Genomic DNA, 14,146 nt, shown 5'->3' with positions numbered 1-14,146 from the left:
ACTTAATAAGCGCCCGCGCGTTCGACGTGGGAAATCCCGGGAGAATATATTTGGCATCTGCTGCCGCATCGACCTCGACCGACGTCAAACCGCCGTCGGCGGTCCTCGCCCTCACCGAATTGCCGCGCGCGCTGGCCGAGTTCGGCTCGCTGCCGTGGGCTGCACCGCTTCTCGCCACCGCGCCGCGTGGCGACGGCCATCCGGTGCTTGTCCTGCCTGGCTTTACCACCACCGACCGCTCGACCGCTGTCCTGCGCCGCTACCTGACGCGCATGGGTTATGACGCGCATACCTGGGACCTCGGCCGCAATCTCGGGCCCCGCGCGGTTGGGTTGCAGGGCGAGAAGCTGGTCGATCGCCTCAACGCCGTGCACGAACTTACCGGCAAGAAGGTCAGCCTCGTCGGCTGGAGCCTCGGCGGCGTCATGGCGCGCATGATCAGCCGCCGCGTACCCGAAGCGGTGCGGCAGGTGATCTCGCTCGGCTCACCGTTCACCGGCACGCCGCGCGCGACCAATGTGTGGCGCGCGTATGAACTGCTCACCGGTCAGCGGATCGACGACAATCACACGCGCGAGCAACTGCGCGAAAGCGCGACGCCGCCCCCCGTTCCGTCGACCGCGATCTGGAGCCGCGAGGACGGCATCGTCGCGTGGCAGAATTGCGTCGAGCCGTTCGCCAGCAACAGTGACAATATCGAGGTGCACGGCAGCCACTGCGGCCTCGGCGTCAACCCGGCGGTGCTCTACGCCGTCGCCGATCGGCTCGCACAGCCCGAGGACGATTGGAAGCCGTTCAACCGCCACGGGCTGGTACGCGCGATGTTCTACCCGTCGGCCGGGCACGCCTGACGCACGCTAGCCGGCCGCCCGATCGCTGAGCGTCCGTCGCACCGCGTCGTGCCATCCGGCGACGAGCGGTGCGCGGGCCTCGGCGGTCATCACCGGCTCAAAACACTGCTCGCGTGCCCATAGCCCAGCCAGCGCGTCGAGCCCCGACCACAAGCCGGTGGCCAGCCCCGCATGGAACGCCGCGCCGCGCGCCGTCGTCTCGAGATCGAGCGGGCGCTCTACTGCGGTATCGGTGAGATCGGCGAGAAACTGGCAGAGCCAGTCGTTCGCCGCCATCCCGCCGTCGACGCGCAGGATCTTTGGCCGGCTGCCGCCGTCCGCGGCCATCGCCTCGGCGAGATCGAGCGTCTGATAGGCAACCGCCTCGAGCGCGGCGCGCGCGAGATGCGCGGCCGTGGTATCGAGCGTCAGTCCGTGGATCGAGCCGCGCGCGTCCGGGTCCCAATGCGGCGCGCCAAGCCCGACGAACGCGGGCACCATGTAGACGCCGTGGCTGTTCTCGACCTTGGTCGCCATGTCGTTGGTCTGGCTGGCATGAGTGATGATGCCGATCCCGTCGCGCAGCCACTTCACCGCCGCGCCCGCGACGAAGATCGATCCCTCGAGCGCGTAGGTCGTCTCACCGCCGAGCCGGTACGCCGGGGTGGTGAGCAGGCGGTGCTTCGATTCGACCGCGTGCGCGCCGGTGTTGAGCAGCATGAAGCAGCCGGTTCCGTAGGTCGACTTGGCACTGCCCCGCTCGAAGCAGGCTTGGCCGAACAGTGCGGCCTGCTGATCGCCCGCAATCCCCGCAATCGGGATTGCCGCGCCGAACAGCGCGGAGTCGGTAGTGCCGTAGACGTGGGCATTGTCGTGCACCGCCGGCAGCATTGCGGAGGGGACGCCGATCAGCCGGCACAGTTCCTCGTCCCACGTGCCGCGATGGATGTCGAACAGCATCGTCCGGCTGGCGTTGGTGACGTCGGTCGCATGGACCTTGCCGCCGGTTAGGCGCCATAGGAGGAAGCTGTCGATCGTCCCGAAGGCGAGCTCGCCGCGCTCGGCGCGCGCACGGGCGCCGGCGACATTGTCGAGGATCCAGGCGATTTTGGTCGCGGAGAAATACGGATCAATCAGCAGCCCGGTGCGCGCGCGGATCAGCGCCTCGGCCCCATCGGCGCGCAACCGCGCGCAATGCGCTGCGCCGCGTCGATCCTGCCACACGATCGCGCGGTGAATCGCCTCGCCGGTCTCGCGGTCCCATACCACCGCCGTCTCGCGCTGGTTGGTGATGCCGATCGCGCCCACGTCCGCCACCGCGACGCCGCTCTTCGCGATCGCCTCGCGCGCGGTCGCCAGCGTGTCACGCCAGATGTCCTCGACGTCGTGCTCGACCCAGCCATGCGCCGGATAATGCTGTGGAAATTCGACTTGGCCGATGGCGACGCGGCGCGCCTGATCGTCGAACAGCACGCTGCGCGTCGAGGTGGTCCCCTGATCGATCACCAGAATATGCGCGCCCACGTCTCTCTCCAAACGAACGTTCGAATGAGCCTTGTCCTGTTTCGCTCGAACGTCAACACCCTTTCGTTTGGCCTGCTTCGGGGGTATGGAGCGGGGATGGTGGAGATATCGGCATGGTGACGGGCACGGCGGCGGACGCGGTCGACCTTTTGATCGTCGGCGGTGGGATCAACGGGGCGGGGATCGCGCGCGACGCAGCGGGGCGCGGGCTCAGCGTCCTGTTGGTCGAGCAGGACGATCTGGCCAGCCATACCTCGTCAGCATCGACCAAGCTGATCCACGGCGGGCTGCGCTACCTTGAGTATGGCGAGTTCCGGCTGGTGCGCGAGGCGCTGATCGAGCGCGAGCGGCTGCTGAATATGGCGCCGCACATCATTTGGCCGCTCGAATTCGTGCTGCCGCAGAACCAGTCGCCGCGCCCGGCGTGGATGGTGCGGCTCGGGCTGTTCCTGTACGATCACCTCGGCGGGCGCGAAAAGCTGCCCGGCACGCGTACGGTGGACCTCGCGCAGTCGCCGGTCGGCGCGGGGCTCGACCCGCGTGCGGGCAAGGCGTTCATCTATTCGGACTGCTGGGTGGAGGACAGCCGGCTGGTTGTGCTCAACGCGATCGATGCCGCAGCGCGTGGCGCGGCGATCGAAACGCGGACGCGACTGGTGGATGCGCAGCGCATCGATGGGGGCTGGAAGGGGACTCTGAAGGGGCCCGAGGGGCGGCGCGAGGTGCACGCAAAGGTGCTCGTCAACGCCGCCGGGCCATGGGTCGCCGACGTGCTCGGCCGCGTGCCCGACGCGCGGACCGATCGCGGCGTGAAGCTGGTCAAGGGCAGCCACATCGTCGTGCCTAAGCTGTACGAGGGCGCACACGCCTTTATGCTGCAGAACCCCGACCGCCGCATCGTCTTCGCGATCCCCTATGAGGGCGAGTATACGCTGGTCGGCACAACCGACGAGGTTTGGAGCGAGAAGCCGGGCAAGGCGGCGATCAGCGCGGGCGAGACGGCGTATCTGCTCGAGACGATCGGGCGCTATTTCGACACGAAGGTCGCGGAGCGCGACATCCGCTGGACCTATGCCGGGATCCGCCCGCTGTACGACGACAAATCGTCCAACGCATCCGCGGTCACGCGCGACTATGTGCTCGATCTCGACGCAGGCGACAATCGCGCGCCCATGCTGAGCATCTTCGGCGGCAAGATCACGACGTATCGCAAGCTCGCCGAGCATGCGATGAAGGAACTCGCGCGTTTCTTCCCGCAGGCGAGCGGGGCGTGGACGGCGGGCGCGGTGCTGCCCGGCGGCGACATGCCCGACGCCGATTTCGATCGCTTCCTTGCGGATTTGGTCACCAAGCGCCCCGCCCTGCCCCCCGCGCTGTTGCGCCGGCTGGCGCGCGCCTATGGCACGCGTACCGATCGTTTGCTCGGTGCGGCGCAGACGGTGAGTGATTTGGGCCAGAACTTCGGCGGCGACCTGTATCAGGCGGAGGTCGATTACCTCGTCGCTCACGAGTGGGCGCGATCGGCCGAGGATATTCTGTACCGACGCAGCAAGCTGGGGCTGCATACGCCTGCCGGCACCGCTGAGGCGCTCGACGAATATCTCGCGGTATCGCCGCCGGTGCCGGTCGCCGTCGCCGGCTGATGCAGCAGGCCGCCGACGTCGTGGCGACGCGCCACCGGATGATCCTGGAGGCGGCGCGGCATACCGGCAGCGTCTCGGTCGATACGCTCGCCGAGACGCTGGGGGTGACGCCGCAGACGATCCGTAAGGATCTGAACGTGCTCGCCAGGCGATCGATGCTGTCGCGTGTCCACGGCGGCGCGGTGGTTACGTCGGGCGTCGGCAATCTGCGCTACGCCGAGCGCCGGCTCGTCGCCGCCGAGACCAAGGACGCGATTGGCGCCGCGGCGGCCGCGCTGGTGCCCGACGGATCGAGCCTGTTCCTCACCATCGGATCGACCACCGAGGCGATCGCGCGGCATCTGACCGGGCATCGCGAGCTGATGGTCATTACCAACAACCTCAACGTCGTCGAGATCCTGGCCGACTGCCCCGGAATCGAGGTGATCGCGGCGGGCGGGCGCGTGCGGCCGGGTGACCGGGCGGTGATCGGTGCGCTGGCGATGGACTTCATCCGCAGCTTCCGCGTCGATTATGCGCTGATCGGCGCGTCGGCGATCGAGAGCGACGGCACCTTCCTCGATTTCGACGTCGACGAGGTGCGGGTGTCTCAGACGATCATCGCGCAGGCGCGCAAGGTGATCCTGACGCTCGATTCGTCGAAGCTCGGCCGGCCGGCACCTGTGCGAATCGGCGGGCTGGGCGACATCGACTATCTCGTCAGCGACGATATGAACGACGACCTGCGCGCCGCGTGCGACGCGGCGAAGGTGACGATGGTACACGTCGCGGGAGAGTGAGCCGGGCGGTGGCGGTAACGTCGCGACGGCAGACGCGGGCAGCGCAAATGACGGGTGGACGAGAGAGCGGTGAGTGATGGATCGGCTTGATTTTGAGGTAGCGCGCACGCTGACGCGGCGCCGGCTGCTCGCCGCTGGCGTGGCCGGCGGCGGGGCGATGCTCGCGGCACGCGCGATTGGCGCCGACGTCGACCTCCGGCTGCCCGGCGGACCGTCCAAGCGCACGATGACGAGCGACTTTCCGCAGAAGGGCGCGATGATCCTGCAGCGCGCGCGGCCCGCGCTGCTCGAGACGCCGATAGAGGTGTTTCAGCAGTCGCTCTACACGCCGAACGACCGTTTTTTCGTGCGCTGGCACTGGGGTGATCTGCCGACCAGCATCGACGTGGAGACGTACCGCATCCGCGTCGGCGGGCATGTCTCGCGGCCGCTGTCGATCCCGCTCGCGCAGCTGCTGCGCATGCCGCGGATCGAGCTGGCGGCGGTGAACCAGTGTTCGGGCAATTCACGCGGGCTGTTCGAGCCGCGCGTGCCCGGCGCGCAATGGGGCCACGGCGCGATGGGCAACGCCAAATGGATGGGTGTGCCGCTGCGTCACGTGCTCGACCTCGCCGGCGTGCGCCCTGGCGCCGTCGCGGTACGCGTCGGCGGGATGGACAAGCCGCTGGTCGCGGGCGCCCCCGATTTCGAGAAAGCGCTCGCCATCGATCACGCGCGCGACGGCGAGGTGATGCTGGCGTTCGCGATGAACGGCGAGCAGCTGCCGCTGCTCAACGGCTTCCCCGTGCGCCTCGTCGTGCCCGGCTGGTTCTCGACATACTGGATGAAGACGCTCGACACGATCGAGGTGCTTCCTGCGCCTGATGAACGATATTGGATGGCGAAGGCATACAAGATCCCCACCGCGCCGCGCGCCAACGTGGCGCCGGGATCGAAGGACTTTCCGACCACGCCGATCAACCGCATGATCCCGCGATCGTGGATCACCAGCGTCGCCGACGGCGCGACCTATGGCTACGATCCCGTCCTGCCGATCGAGGGGATCGCAATGGGCGGCGACGTGGGCGTCGCGCGCGTCGACATATCAGCGACGGGCGGGCGGACGTGGGAGCCGGCGACGCTCGGCCGCGAGGACGACCGCTACGGCTTCCGCCGCTTTACCGCGCGGGTAGGCGTGCCGCGCCCGGGCCGCGTCAAGGTGATGGCGCGATGCACCAACACACGCGGAGAGACACAGCCGATGGAGGCGAACTGGAACCCGGGCGGCTATATGCGCAATTGCGTCGAGCCCGTTGTCGTGAGGCTGACGTGATGCGCGCGCCATCGCTTGCCGCCATCGTCGTGCTGCTGATCGCCGGCAGCCTGTTCGTGCTGGTCGCGATCGGTGGGGGTAGCCACACCGCGCCTGTGCCTGCATCATCGGCCGCCCCCCCCGCCCCAGCCGTATCGGCCAACGGCTTCGAGCTCACCTCGACCCCGATCGAGCTGCCCGACGATGCCGCGACCTATCCGCCCGGGCCGCACGCAGATCTCGTCAACCAGCGCTGCCTGTCGTGCCATTCGGCGAGCATGGGGCTGGCGCAGCCGAAGCTGACTGCCGCGCAATGGCAGGCCACGGTGGAGAAGATGCGCGACACGTACAAGGCGCCGATCGCGCCGGGCGACGTGCCGGCGATCGTCGATTATTTCACCGCGCTGCAGGGCGGCGCGGCGCCGCCGGCGAAATGAGCCGATTGGCGGCGTGACAAAGCGCGCGTCTGTCCTATGGGACAGACGATGAGCATCACGGCGCCCGACCCTATCCGCCCGACGATCCGCGACGTCGCGCGGATCGCGGGCGTTTCGATCAAGACCGTCTCGCGCGTCATCAACGATCAGCAATATGTCAGCGCGGACAAGCGCGAGCGTGTGCGAGAGGTGATGCGCGAGATCGGGTTCCAACCGAGCCAGGCGGCGCGCGCGCTGGCCGGGCATCGATCACACCAGATCGCGCTGATCTGCGACAATCCCAATCCGTGGTACGTCTACGAGATCCAGCTCGGCGTGCGCGAACGCTGCACGCGCGACAAGATCCGCATGATCGCACAGCCATATGATCGTGCGTCGCCAACGCTGCTCGAGGATATCGTCGCGCTGCTCGATCAGGCGCATCCCGATGGGCTCGTGCTCGCGCCGCCGGCATGCGACGACGCGCGCGTGCTGGGCGAGCTCGCGCGGCGCGGCATCCCCTTCGTGCGGCTGCAGCCCGGCGTACGGATCGACGAGGCGCCGGCGGTGCTGATCGACAACGAGCGCGCGGCGTTCGACATGACGACGCATCTCCTCGATCTGGGACATCGCCGGATCGGCTTCGTCGTCGGTGATCGCAGCTTCGCCGCGTCGGCGCAGCGGCTGGCGGGGTACATCCGTGCGCTCGGCGAGGAGGCGGTCGCGGTCGATCTCGATCTCATCCGGCAGGGGCAGTTCGACGTCGCCTCGGGCGAGGCGGCGGCGGACGTTCTGCTCTCGCTGCCGCAGCCGCCGACCGCGATCTTCGCGTCGAGCGACGACATGGCGGCGGGCGTCCTCGCCGCCGCGCATCGCCGCGGCGTGCGCGTGCCCGACGCGCTCTCCGTTGCCGGGTTCGACGACGGGCCGACCGCGACGATCGTGTGGCCGGCGTTGACCACAGTGCGTCAGCCTGTGCGCGCACTCGCCGATGCGGCGACCGATCTGCTGCTCGCGCCGCCTGCGGACGGGACGCCGTCGCAACGCAGGCTGGCGCACGAGGTGGTGCCGCGCGCGTCATCCGCCGCACCGCCTGTTGCGCAAGCGGTCGAATGATGACACCGTTGTCTTACGGGTAGGTGGAGAGGGTGATGGTTCAGGGCATCGGCAATACGCGCCGGTTGTTGATCGTGGCGCTGGCCTTCACCGCGATCATGCTCAATTACGTCGATCGGCAGATCATCGCGCTTTTGAAACCGATGCTGCAGACCGAGTTCGGCTGGAGCGACCGCGACTACAGCCACATGGCCTCCGCCTTCCAATTCTCCGCTGCGGTCGCGTTTCTCGGCACCGGCTGGTTCATCGACCGCATTGGCCTGCGCCGCGGGTTCGCGATCGGCGTCGGCGCGTGGAGCCTCGCGGGCATGGCGCACGCGTTCGTCGGCAGTGTCGGCGGATTTGTCGGGGTGCGCGCCGCGCTGGGCGCGGCCGAATCGATCGGAACGCCGGCGCAAGTGAAGACCGCCGCGACCTATTTCCCGCCCGAGCAGCGCTCGCTGATGCTCGGCGTCGGCAACATGGCGTCGAACTTCGGCGCGGTGGTGGCGCCGCTGACGATCCCGGCACTCGCGCTGGCGCTCGGCTGGCGCGCGGCGTTCCTGATCGCCGGCGGGCTCGGGCTGGTGTGGGTCGTCGCGTGGCTCTTGGTGACGCCGCGCTCGTCGGCGACGCCGGGCGAGGCAAGCGCTGCGGACGGCGATCGTGGCGCATCGGTGCCGTGGTCGGCGCTGCTGCGCGACCGGCGGCAATGGGCAGTGATCGCGGCCAAGGCGCTCAGCGACCAGGTGTGGTGGTTCCTCCTGTTCTTCATGCCCGACCTGTTCCACCGCATGTTCGGGATGAGCCAGGGCAGCTTGGGCGTGCCGATCGCGATGATCTATTTTCTCGCCGCGCTCGGCAGCCTGAGTGGCGGGATCCTGCCGACGTATCTGCTGCGGCGCGGGGTGGACGTGAACCGGGCGCGTAAGGGATCGATGCTGCTCTACGCCTGCCTGATCCTGCCGGTGCCGCTGGTGCTGCTGACGGGCGATCCGTGGGTCGCGGCGGGGCTGCTCGGGCTCGGCCTGTTCGCGCACCAGGGCTTCTCGACCAACGTGTTCGCGATGACCGCGGACATCTTTCCGTCGCGAATGATCGGCACGGCGATCGGAATCGGCGCGTTTGCGGGCAACCTGTCGGGCATGGGGATGATCGAGCTCGCCGGCTGGTCGCTCGACAATGGCCACGGCTACACGCCGATGCTGCTAATCTGTGGCGGATCGTATCTCGTCGCGTTGCTGCTGATCCACCTGCTGGTACCGCGCCTGGTGGTGGCGGAGCCGGGCGTGGCGAAGGCGGCACCTGTCGGGCATTGAGCTGGCCGGCCGATCGGGGCGCGGCGGCGGCACGCGAGGCGTCTCCCCAGGCATCGACGTCGCGCCGGCGAGTCCGCCGCTGCCAACACGTTCGCTCGAAATAGCTGCACCGCCAATACGCGCCGGTCGGTTATGTCGTAGGGAGGTGGTGGTAGAAGCGCACATGATTGCCCGGCACCGCACCCCGTAGCATCTCGCCGATTAACAATTTTGAGACGAATCAACCAGTTAGCCCGTCGTCGCGTGCAGCTTTTCACGGTGCCGCGCGTAGCTGCTCTGGCCGCTTATGGATCAGCGGGCCCGTCCCCCGTCTACACGGGGAGGAGAGCATTGCCATGCCCGCTACCGACAAGATGTTGGACGCGCTCGACGCGAGCGTCCACCGGCGATCCCCGAGGCGAGACTTCTTCCGCATGGCGCTTGCCGGGGCGGCTGTGGGCGTTGGCGGGCTCGCGCTGACCAGCCCCGCGCTGGCGCAGTCGGCGCCGAGCGAATCGGACGTCCTCAACTTCGCGCTCAACCTCGAATATCTCGAGGCGCAATTCTACAGCTTCGCTGCCAACGGCACCGGCCTCCCCGCCGATCAACTGACGGGCACGCAGACGCAGGGCGCCGTTTCCGGCGCGCGCAAGGCGAACCTCACCGATCCCGCGGTGATCCAATATGCCCGCGAGATCGCGGGCGACGAGGTTGCGCACGTCGGCTCGCTGCGCCGCGTGCTGTCGACCGCAGCGGTGTCGCAGCCGGCGATCGACCTATCGCCGGCAGTGTTCACCGCAGCGGCGACCGCGGCGGGCATCGACCTGTCGGCAACGGGCGGCGTGTTCGATCCCTATGCTAACGACGATAGCTTTCTCATCGCGGCCTATATCTTCGAGGATGTCGGCGTGACCGCGTACAAGGGCGGATCGCCGCTGCTCAGCAACCCCGACATCGTCGATGCGGCGGCCGGCCTGCTCGCGGCGGAAGCGTTCCACGCCGGGATCATCCGCGGCGCACTGTATCGGCGCGGCGTCGCGATACCCGCGCTGCGCACCAACGCGGACAAGATTTCCGACGCGCGCGACACGCTGGACGGAACGGTCACCGCCTCCGGCCCGCCGCAGCGCGTGGCGGACGACGATCAGGGCATCTCGCCGGTGCAGACGCAGTTCGGCACGACATCCAATTTCGTGCCGACCGACGGCAATGGCATCGTCTTCAGCCGAACCGCGGAGCAGGTGCACAACATCGCCTATCTGACGCGCGCACAGGCCACGTCGGGCGGCTTCTTCCCCAACGGCACCAACAATCCCAATCCGGCGCTTCGTCGCTCCGGCGCGAACTGAGGAGGCGGGACATGACCGATACGATCGAATTTCTCGACCTGATGGAACGTGCCGAGCATCAGCGTCGCGCACGCCGAAGCTTCATCCGGCTGTGCGGCGGAGCCGCGGCGATGACGGGCGGCCTCGCCCTCCTCGCGGGGTGCGACGAGGACAGCACGCTGATCCCCGACCCGGTGCCCTCCCCCACTCCGACCCTGGGGCCCGCCCCCGCCGTGACCGAGGTGGACGTGCTGAACTTCGCACTTCAGCTCGAGTATCTGGAGGGCAATTATTATTCCTACGCCGTCTCGGGCCGCGGTATCTCGGACAATCTGCAGTCCGGACAGGGCACGCAAGGCCCGGCGATCACCGGCAGCGGCGACGGCGCCGCGCGTGCGGTGAACTTCACCGACAACGTGGTGCGCGAATATGCGCGCGAGATCGCGGTCGACGAGCTTGGCCATATCGGCTTCCTGCGGACCACGCTGGGTAGTGCGGCGTCGGCGCAGGCGGCGCTCAACATCTCGGGCAGCGCGAGCGTGACGGTAGGCAGTGCCACCGCCGTGGGTGCCTTCACCGCCGCGGCGCGTGCGGCGGGAGTGATCGGGGCGAACGAGATCTTCGACCCTTATGCCAATGACGAGAACTTCCTGATCGGATCGTACCTCCTGACCGACGTCGGCGTCACGGCTTATCGGGGTTCCGCGCGGCTCATCACCAACAAGGTGTTCCTAGAAGCGTCTGCGGGGATCCTCGCGACCGAATGCTACCACGACGGCGTCATCCGGTCCGAACTGTGGCGGCGCGGGCTGACGGTGCCGAGCATCTACAGTCGCATCACGCAGATCTCCAATGCGCGCGATGCACTGGACGGGACGAGCGATACCGATCAGGACATCGGCAACGCGGCGACGGCGAACCTCGTGCCGACCGATAGCGGCGGGCTGGTGCTTGGCCGCACCGCGCCACAGGTGCTCAACGTCGTGTACCAGAACCGCGCCGCGGTGGCGGCGGGCGGGTTCTTCCCCAACGGGGTGAACGGCACGATCCGGACGAGCGCCGCCAACGCTTGACCGGCGAACCTTGAATGGGGCCGTGGCGACGAAGCCGCTACGGCCCCATTCGTCAGCGACCAGCATGCGTTGCTCGATGAAGGGCTGCCTGCCGCCGTTAGGCCCTAGCTGCACGCGCCTTCCCCCGAGCCGGTTGCACCCCGACGACTGGACAGGGCCAACAAAGAGGCCCCCGGATCGCTCCGGGGGCCTCCTGCTTCCGATCCGAGCGGGAATGGATCAGAAGTTCACGCGACCGGTGACGCCGTAGTAGCGATCGGCGTCGCGCGGGATCTGATAGCGGTACGAGCCGGCCGGGCCGCCGTTCTGGATCGCCGCGGCGTAGCTCTGGTCGAACAGGTTGCGCACCTGGAAGGTCAGGCGGAAGCGATCGTCCTGGTCACCCACACCGGCGGACAGGTTGACGAGGCCGTAGCCGTCGATCGTGCCGAGCCGGCGCTGCACCGCATCGGGCGAAAACAGCGCGAGCTGCTTCGACTGATAGTTGCCGTTGGCGCCGAGATAGATGTCGAACGCGCCGCCGGTGCGCACGCGATAGTCGACGCCGAGCGAGCCCTTCCACTTCGGTGCGAAGGGCAAGGAGGTGCCCGACGGGATCACCGCCGTCGCCGCCGCGCCGGGCGCAACGAAGAACTGGTCGACCTTGGCATCGGTGTACGCGATGCCGCCCGAGATCGACAGATCGTCGATCGGACGCAGCACCAGATCCGCCTCGACGCCGCGCGTCGACACTTCACCCGCGTTGGTAAAGCGCGTCACCACCACGCCGGCGACGAGATCCGGGTTGTTGGCCTGGAAATTGTCGTACTTGGCGTAGAAGGCCGCGAGGTTGAGCGTCAGCATACCGTCGAACAGCGTGTTCTTGAGGCCGACCTCGTAGCTGTCCGAGGTTTCCGGCGCGATCACGTTGGTGCCGTTCGAATTCAGATTGTAGAAGACGTTGAACGCCGGGCCCTTGTAGCCGCGCGTCCAGCCGCCGTAGGCGACGATGTCGCGGCTGATGTCGAACTGCAGCGAGGCCTTGCCCGACCAATTGTCGTTGGTCGTCTTGCCGCGCCACGCGACGCCGTTCGAGGCGAGCACCGCCTGCGTCTGTGCCGCACCAGGCGCGACGCCGGCGGCGAGCAGCTGATTGTAGCGATCGAACACGCCCTGGTCGAAGTTCGCGTTGACGCCCGGACCGGCCAGCGTGGTGCGGCGGATGTGCGACACCTCGAGCTGATCGGCGGTGTAGCGCGCGCCGCCGATGAAGCGGAAGCGATCGGTGAAGTTCACCGTGAACTGGCCGAACGCCGCCATGTTGGTGAACACCGAGCCGAAGGTGGCAGTGCCGAACGGGTTGGTCGTCGGCGTGGCGTTGGCGCTGCCGCACGGCACGAGCGCGTTGGGCGTGGCGACGATCGCGTTGCAGCTAAGCACCGAGCGCGAGAAGGTCCGCTCCGATTCGGCGCGCGAGTAATAGAGGCCGAGGACGTAGGACACGAACTGGCGCGAAGGCGACGTCAGGCGCAGCTCCTGGCTGAAGGTATCGCCCGTCTGCGGCCCGAGATCGTGCAGCTGGGTAAAGCCGGCATACGGCGCGGCGAGGAAATCGCCGTCGCGGATCTCGGTGTTCTTATATTCGCGATAGGCGGTGATGCTGGTGACGGTCTGCGTGCCGAGCTCCGTATCGATCTGCAGCGATGCGCCGTAGCCCTCCTCCTTCGTGCGGGTGATGAGGTTCTGGTTGATGCGACGCGTTTCGTCACCGCGCGGCGTCGGCAGCACACCCGAGATCGGGCTGGTGAAGGCGACGCCCGCGCCGGTCAGCGGACCGGTGCCGATCACCTCGGCGCAGCAATCGTCGTCGTTCTTGTGATAATCGCCGATCAGCGCGATCGTCGTCGTGTCGCTCGGCGTCCACTTGAGCTGCACGCGGCCGCCGAAATGCTCGTAGCCGTTGACGCGGCGCCCGCCGAAGGCGTCGTTGCGGATATTGCCGTCATAGCGGCTGTAGAAGCCGGTGAAGCGCGAGAGGAGGTTCTCGCCGAGCGGCACGTTGAGCGCGCCGCGGATGCGTGCCTCGTCACCGCCGGTGAAGTAGCTGCCCTCGACGTAGCCGCCGAAATCGCGCGTCGGCTGCTTGGTGACGATGTTGACGACGCCGGCCGAGGCGTTGCGGCCGAACAGCGTGCCCTGCGGGCCGCGCAGCACTTCCATCCGCTCGATATCGACGAGGTCGCTGAACGCCTCGCCGGTGCGCGCGAAGACGACGCCGTCGACGACCGACGACACCGACGGCTCGCCCGCGATCGAGAAGGTGGTGGTGCCGACACCGCGCAGGAACAGCGATTGGTTGAGCGTGGTGCCCGACTTCTGGAAGTTGAGCGAGGGCACGAGCGCGACCGCGCCGTCGAGCCCCGGCGCGCCGGTGGCGGTGAGCGCGTCGCCGCCGATCACCGACACGGCGAGCGGCACGTCCTGCAGACGCTCGCTGCGCTTCTGCGCGGTAACGACGATGTCGCCGCTGCCGACATCCTCGGTCGTTGGTGCTTCAGCCGCAACGCCCGGCGCGGGCGCATCCTGCTGCTTCTCGGTGACCGGTTCGACCGTCTGCCCCTCGGGCGACATGGCCTGAGCGCTGGCGACCTGCGCGAACAGCGCGAGACCGCACGTGGCGGTCAACAAGACCGCCTTCGATTTGAAACCCGTCATTTCCCTCTCCTAACCCCGAACCCTGAACCAATCTTCGAACAACACAAACCACTGAACACCGCTGCCCCGACGCGCCGCCCGCCCGCCGTGCCGTTACCGGCATCAGCGGGCCAAAGCAGCGCGCAGGCCAGCGGCGCGATCAATTGACTGCTTTCCCCATCGCGCATTTCTTCGT

11 protein-coding genes are annotated in these 14,146 nt (G+C 68.0%); 9 read left to right on the top strand and 2 right to left on the bottom strand.

Annotation, left to right across the window (positions count from 1 at the left end; genetic code table 11):
• Positions 1-50: 50 nt before the first annotated feature.
• A complete protein-coding gene (locus B7L05_RS05165) occupies positions 51-851 on the top strand; it encodes a triacylglycerol lipase (RefSeq protein ID WP_085809194.1) in 801 nt (266 codons plus the stop codon).
• 6 nt (positions 852-857) lie between these two features.
• Here the strand turns inward: B7L05_RS05165 and glpK are convergent, their stop codons facing one another.
• Positions 858-2,354 carry a glycerol kinase GlpK gene (glpK, locus tag B7L05_RS05160; protein WP_144037146.1) on the bottom strand — a complete coding sequence of 499 codons (1,497 nt, stop codon included), beginning with the start codon at positions 2,352-2,354 and terminating at the stop codon, positions 858-860.
• 113 nt (positions 2,355-2,467) lie between these two features.
• Between glpK and B7L05_RS05155 the strand changes: the two genes are divergently transcribed.
• The 8 genes from B7L05_RS05155 (at position 2,468) to B7L05_RS05120 (ending at position 11,277) form a co-directional block, all read left to right on the top strand.
• Positions 2,468-3,997: a glycerol-3-phosphate dehydrogenase gene (locus B7L05_RS05155; protein ID WP_085809192.1), complete on the top strand. Its 1,530-nt coding sequence runs from the start codon at positions 2,468-2,470 to the stop codon at positions 3,995-3,997.
• Complete coding sequence (locus B7L05_RS05150; RefSeq protein WP_085809191.1) at positions 3,997-4,776, top strand: DeoR/GlpR family DNA-binding transcription regulator; 780 nt, start codon at positions 3,997-3,999, stop codon at positions 4,774-4,776. The genes B7L05_RS05155 and B7L05_RS05150 overlap by 1 nt, the downstream gene beginning before the upstream one ends.
• A gap of 76 nt (positions 4,777-4,852) precedes the next feature.
• Positions 4,853-6,088 (top strand): molybdopterin-dependent oxidoreductase, encoded by a 1,236-nt coding sequence (locus B7L05_RS05145; RefSeq protein ID WP_085809190.1) that lies wholly within the window; start codon positions 4,853-4,855, stop codon positions 6,086-6,088.
• Positions 6,088-6,504, top strand: coding sequence for a hypothetical protein (locus B7L05_RS05140; protein ID WP_085809187.1), 417 nt, complete (start codon positions 6,088-6,090; stop codon positions 6,502-6,504). The genes B7L05_RS05145 and B7L05_RS05140 overlap by 1 nt, the downstream gene beginning before the upstream one ends.
• A gap of 48 nt (positions 6,505-6,552) precedes the next feature.
• Positions 6,553-7,599 carry a LacI family DNA-binding transcriptional regulator gene (locus B7L05_RS05135; protein ID WP_085809354.1) on the top strand — a complete coding sequence of 349 codons (1,047 nt, stop codon included), beginning with the start codon at positions 6,553-6,555 and terminating at the stop codon, positions 7,597-7,599.
• Positions 7,600-7,634: 35 nt separating this feature from the next.
• On the top strand, positions 7,635-8,897 hold the full coding sequence (locus tag B7L05_RS05130; protein WP_085809185.1) for an MFS transporter: 1,263 nt from the start codon (positions 7,635-7,637) through the stop codon (positions 8,895-8,897).
• A 335-nt stretch (positions 8,898-9,232) separates the two neighbouring features.
• Complete coding sequence (locus B7L05_RS05125) at positions 9,233-10,225, top strand: ferritin-like domain-containing protein (RefSeq protein WP_085809183.1); 993 nt, start codon at positions 9,233-9,235, stop codon at positions 10,223-10,225.
• Positions 10,226-10,236: 11 nt separating this feature from the next.
• The gene (locus B7L05_RS05120; protein WP_085809182.1) at positions 10,237-11,277 is read left to right on the top strand and encodes a ferritin-like domain-containing protein; all 1,041 of its coding nucleotides are present in this window, start codon (positions 10,237-10,239) and stop codon (positions 11,275-11,277) included.
• 219 nt (positions 11,278-11,496) lie between these two features.
• On the opposite strand, the gene B7L05_RS05115 is transcribed toward B7L05_RS05120, so the two are convergent.
• A complete protein-coding gene (locus B7L05_RS05115; RefSeq protein ID WP_085809181.1) occupies positions 11,497-13,971 on the bottom strand; it encodes a TonB-dependent receptor in 2,475 nt (824 codons plus the stop codon).
• Positions 13,972-14,146: the final 175 nt, after the last annotated feature.

The organism is Sphingomonas sp. TZW2008 (assembly GCF_002117915.1).
Taxonomy (GTDB): domain Bacteria; phylum Pseudomonadota; class Alphaproteobacteria; order Sphingomonadales; family Sphingomonadaceae; genus Sphingomonas.
The sequence above is the reverse complement of the archived record's forward strand: the minus strand, read 5'-3'. Positions and strand labels throughout refer to the sequence as shown.

What these genes read in the sequence shown, in the direction of transcription:
- B7L05_RS05155 (WP_085809192.1), top strand. Translation starts at nt 2,468, where the DNA reads ATGGTGACGGGCACGGCGGCGGACGCGGTCGACCTTTTGATCGTCGGC.
- B7L05_RS05150 (WP_085809191.1), top strand. Translation starts at nt 3,997, where the DNA reads ATGCAGCAGGCCGCCGACGTCGTGGCGACGCGCCACCGGATGATCCTG.
- B7L05_RS05145 (WP_085809190.1), top strand. Translation starts at nt 4,853, where the DNA reads ATGGATCGGCTTGATTTTGAGGTAGCGCGCACGCTGACGCGGCGCCGG.
- B7L05_RS05140 (WP_085809187.1), top strand. Translation starts at nt 6,088, where the DNA reads ATGCGCGCGCCATCGCTTGCCGCCATCGTCGTGCTGCTGATCGCCGGC.
- B7L05_RS05135 (WP_085809354.1), top strand. Translation starts at nt 6,553, where the DNA reads ATGAGCATCACGGCGCCCGACCCTATCCGCCCGACGATCCGCGACGTC.
- B7L05_RS05130 (WP_085809185.1), top strand. Translation starts at nt 7,635, where the DNA reads ATGGTTCAGGGCATCGGCAATACGCGCCGGTTGTTGATCGTGGCGCTG.
- B7L05_RS05125 (WP_085809183.1), top strand. Translation starts at nt 9,233, where the DNA reads ATGCCCGCTACCGACAAGATGTTGGACGCGCTCGACGCGAGCGTCCAC.
- B7L05_RS05120 (WP_085809182.1), top strand. Translation starts at nt 10,237, where the DNA reads ATGACCGATACGATCGAATTTCTCGACCTGATGGAACGTGCCGAGCAT.
- B7L05_RS05115 (WP_085809181.1), bottom strand. Translation starts at nt 13,971, where the DNA reads ATGACGGGTTTCAAATCGAAGGCGGTCTTGTTGACCGCCACGTGCGGT.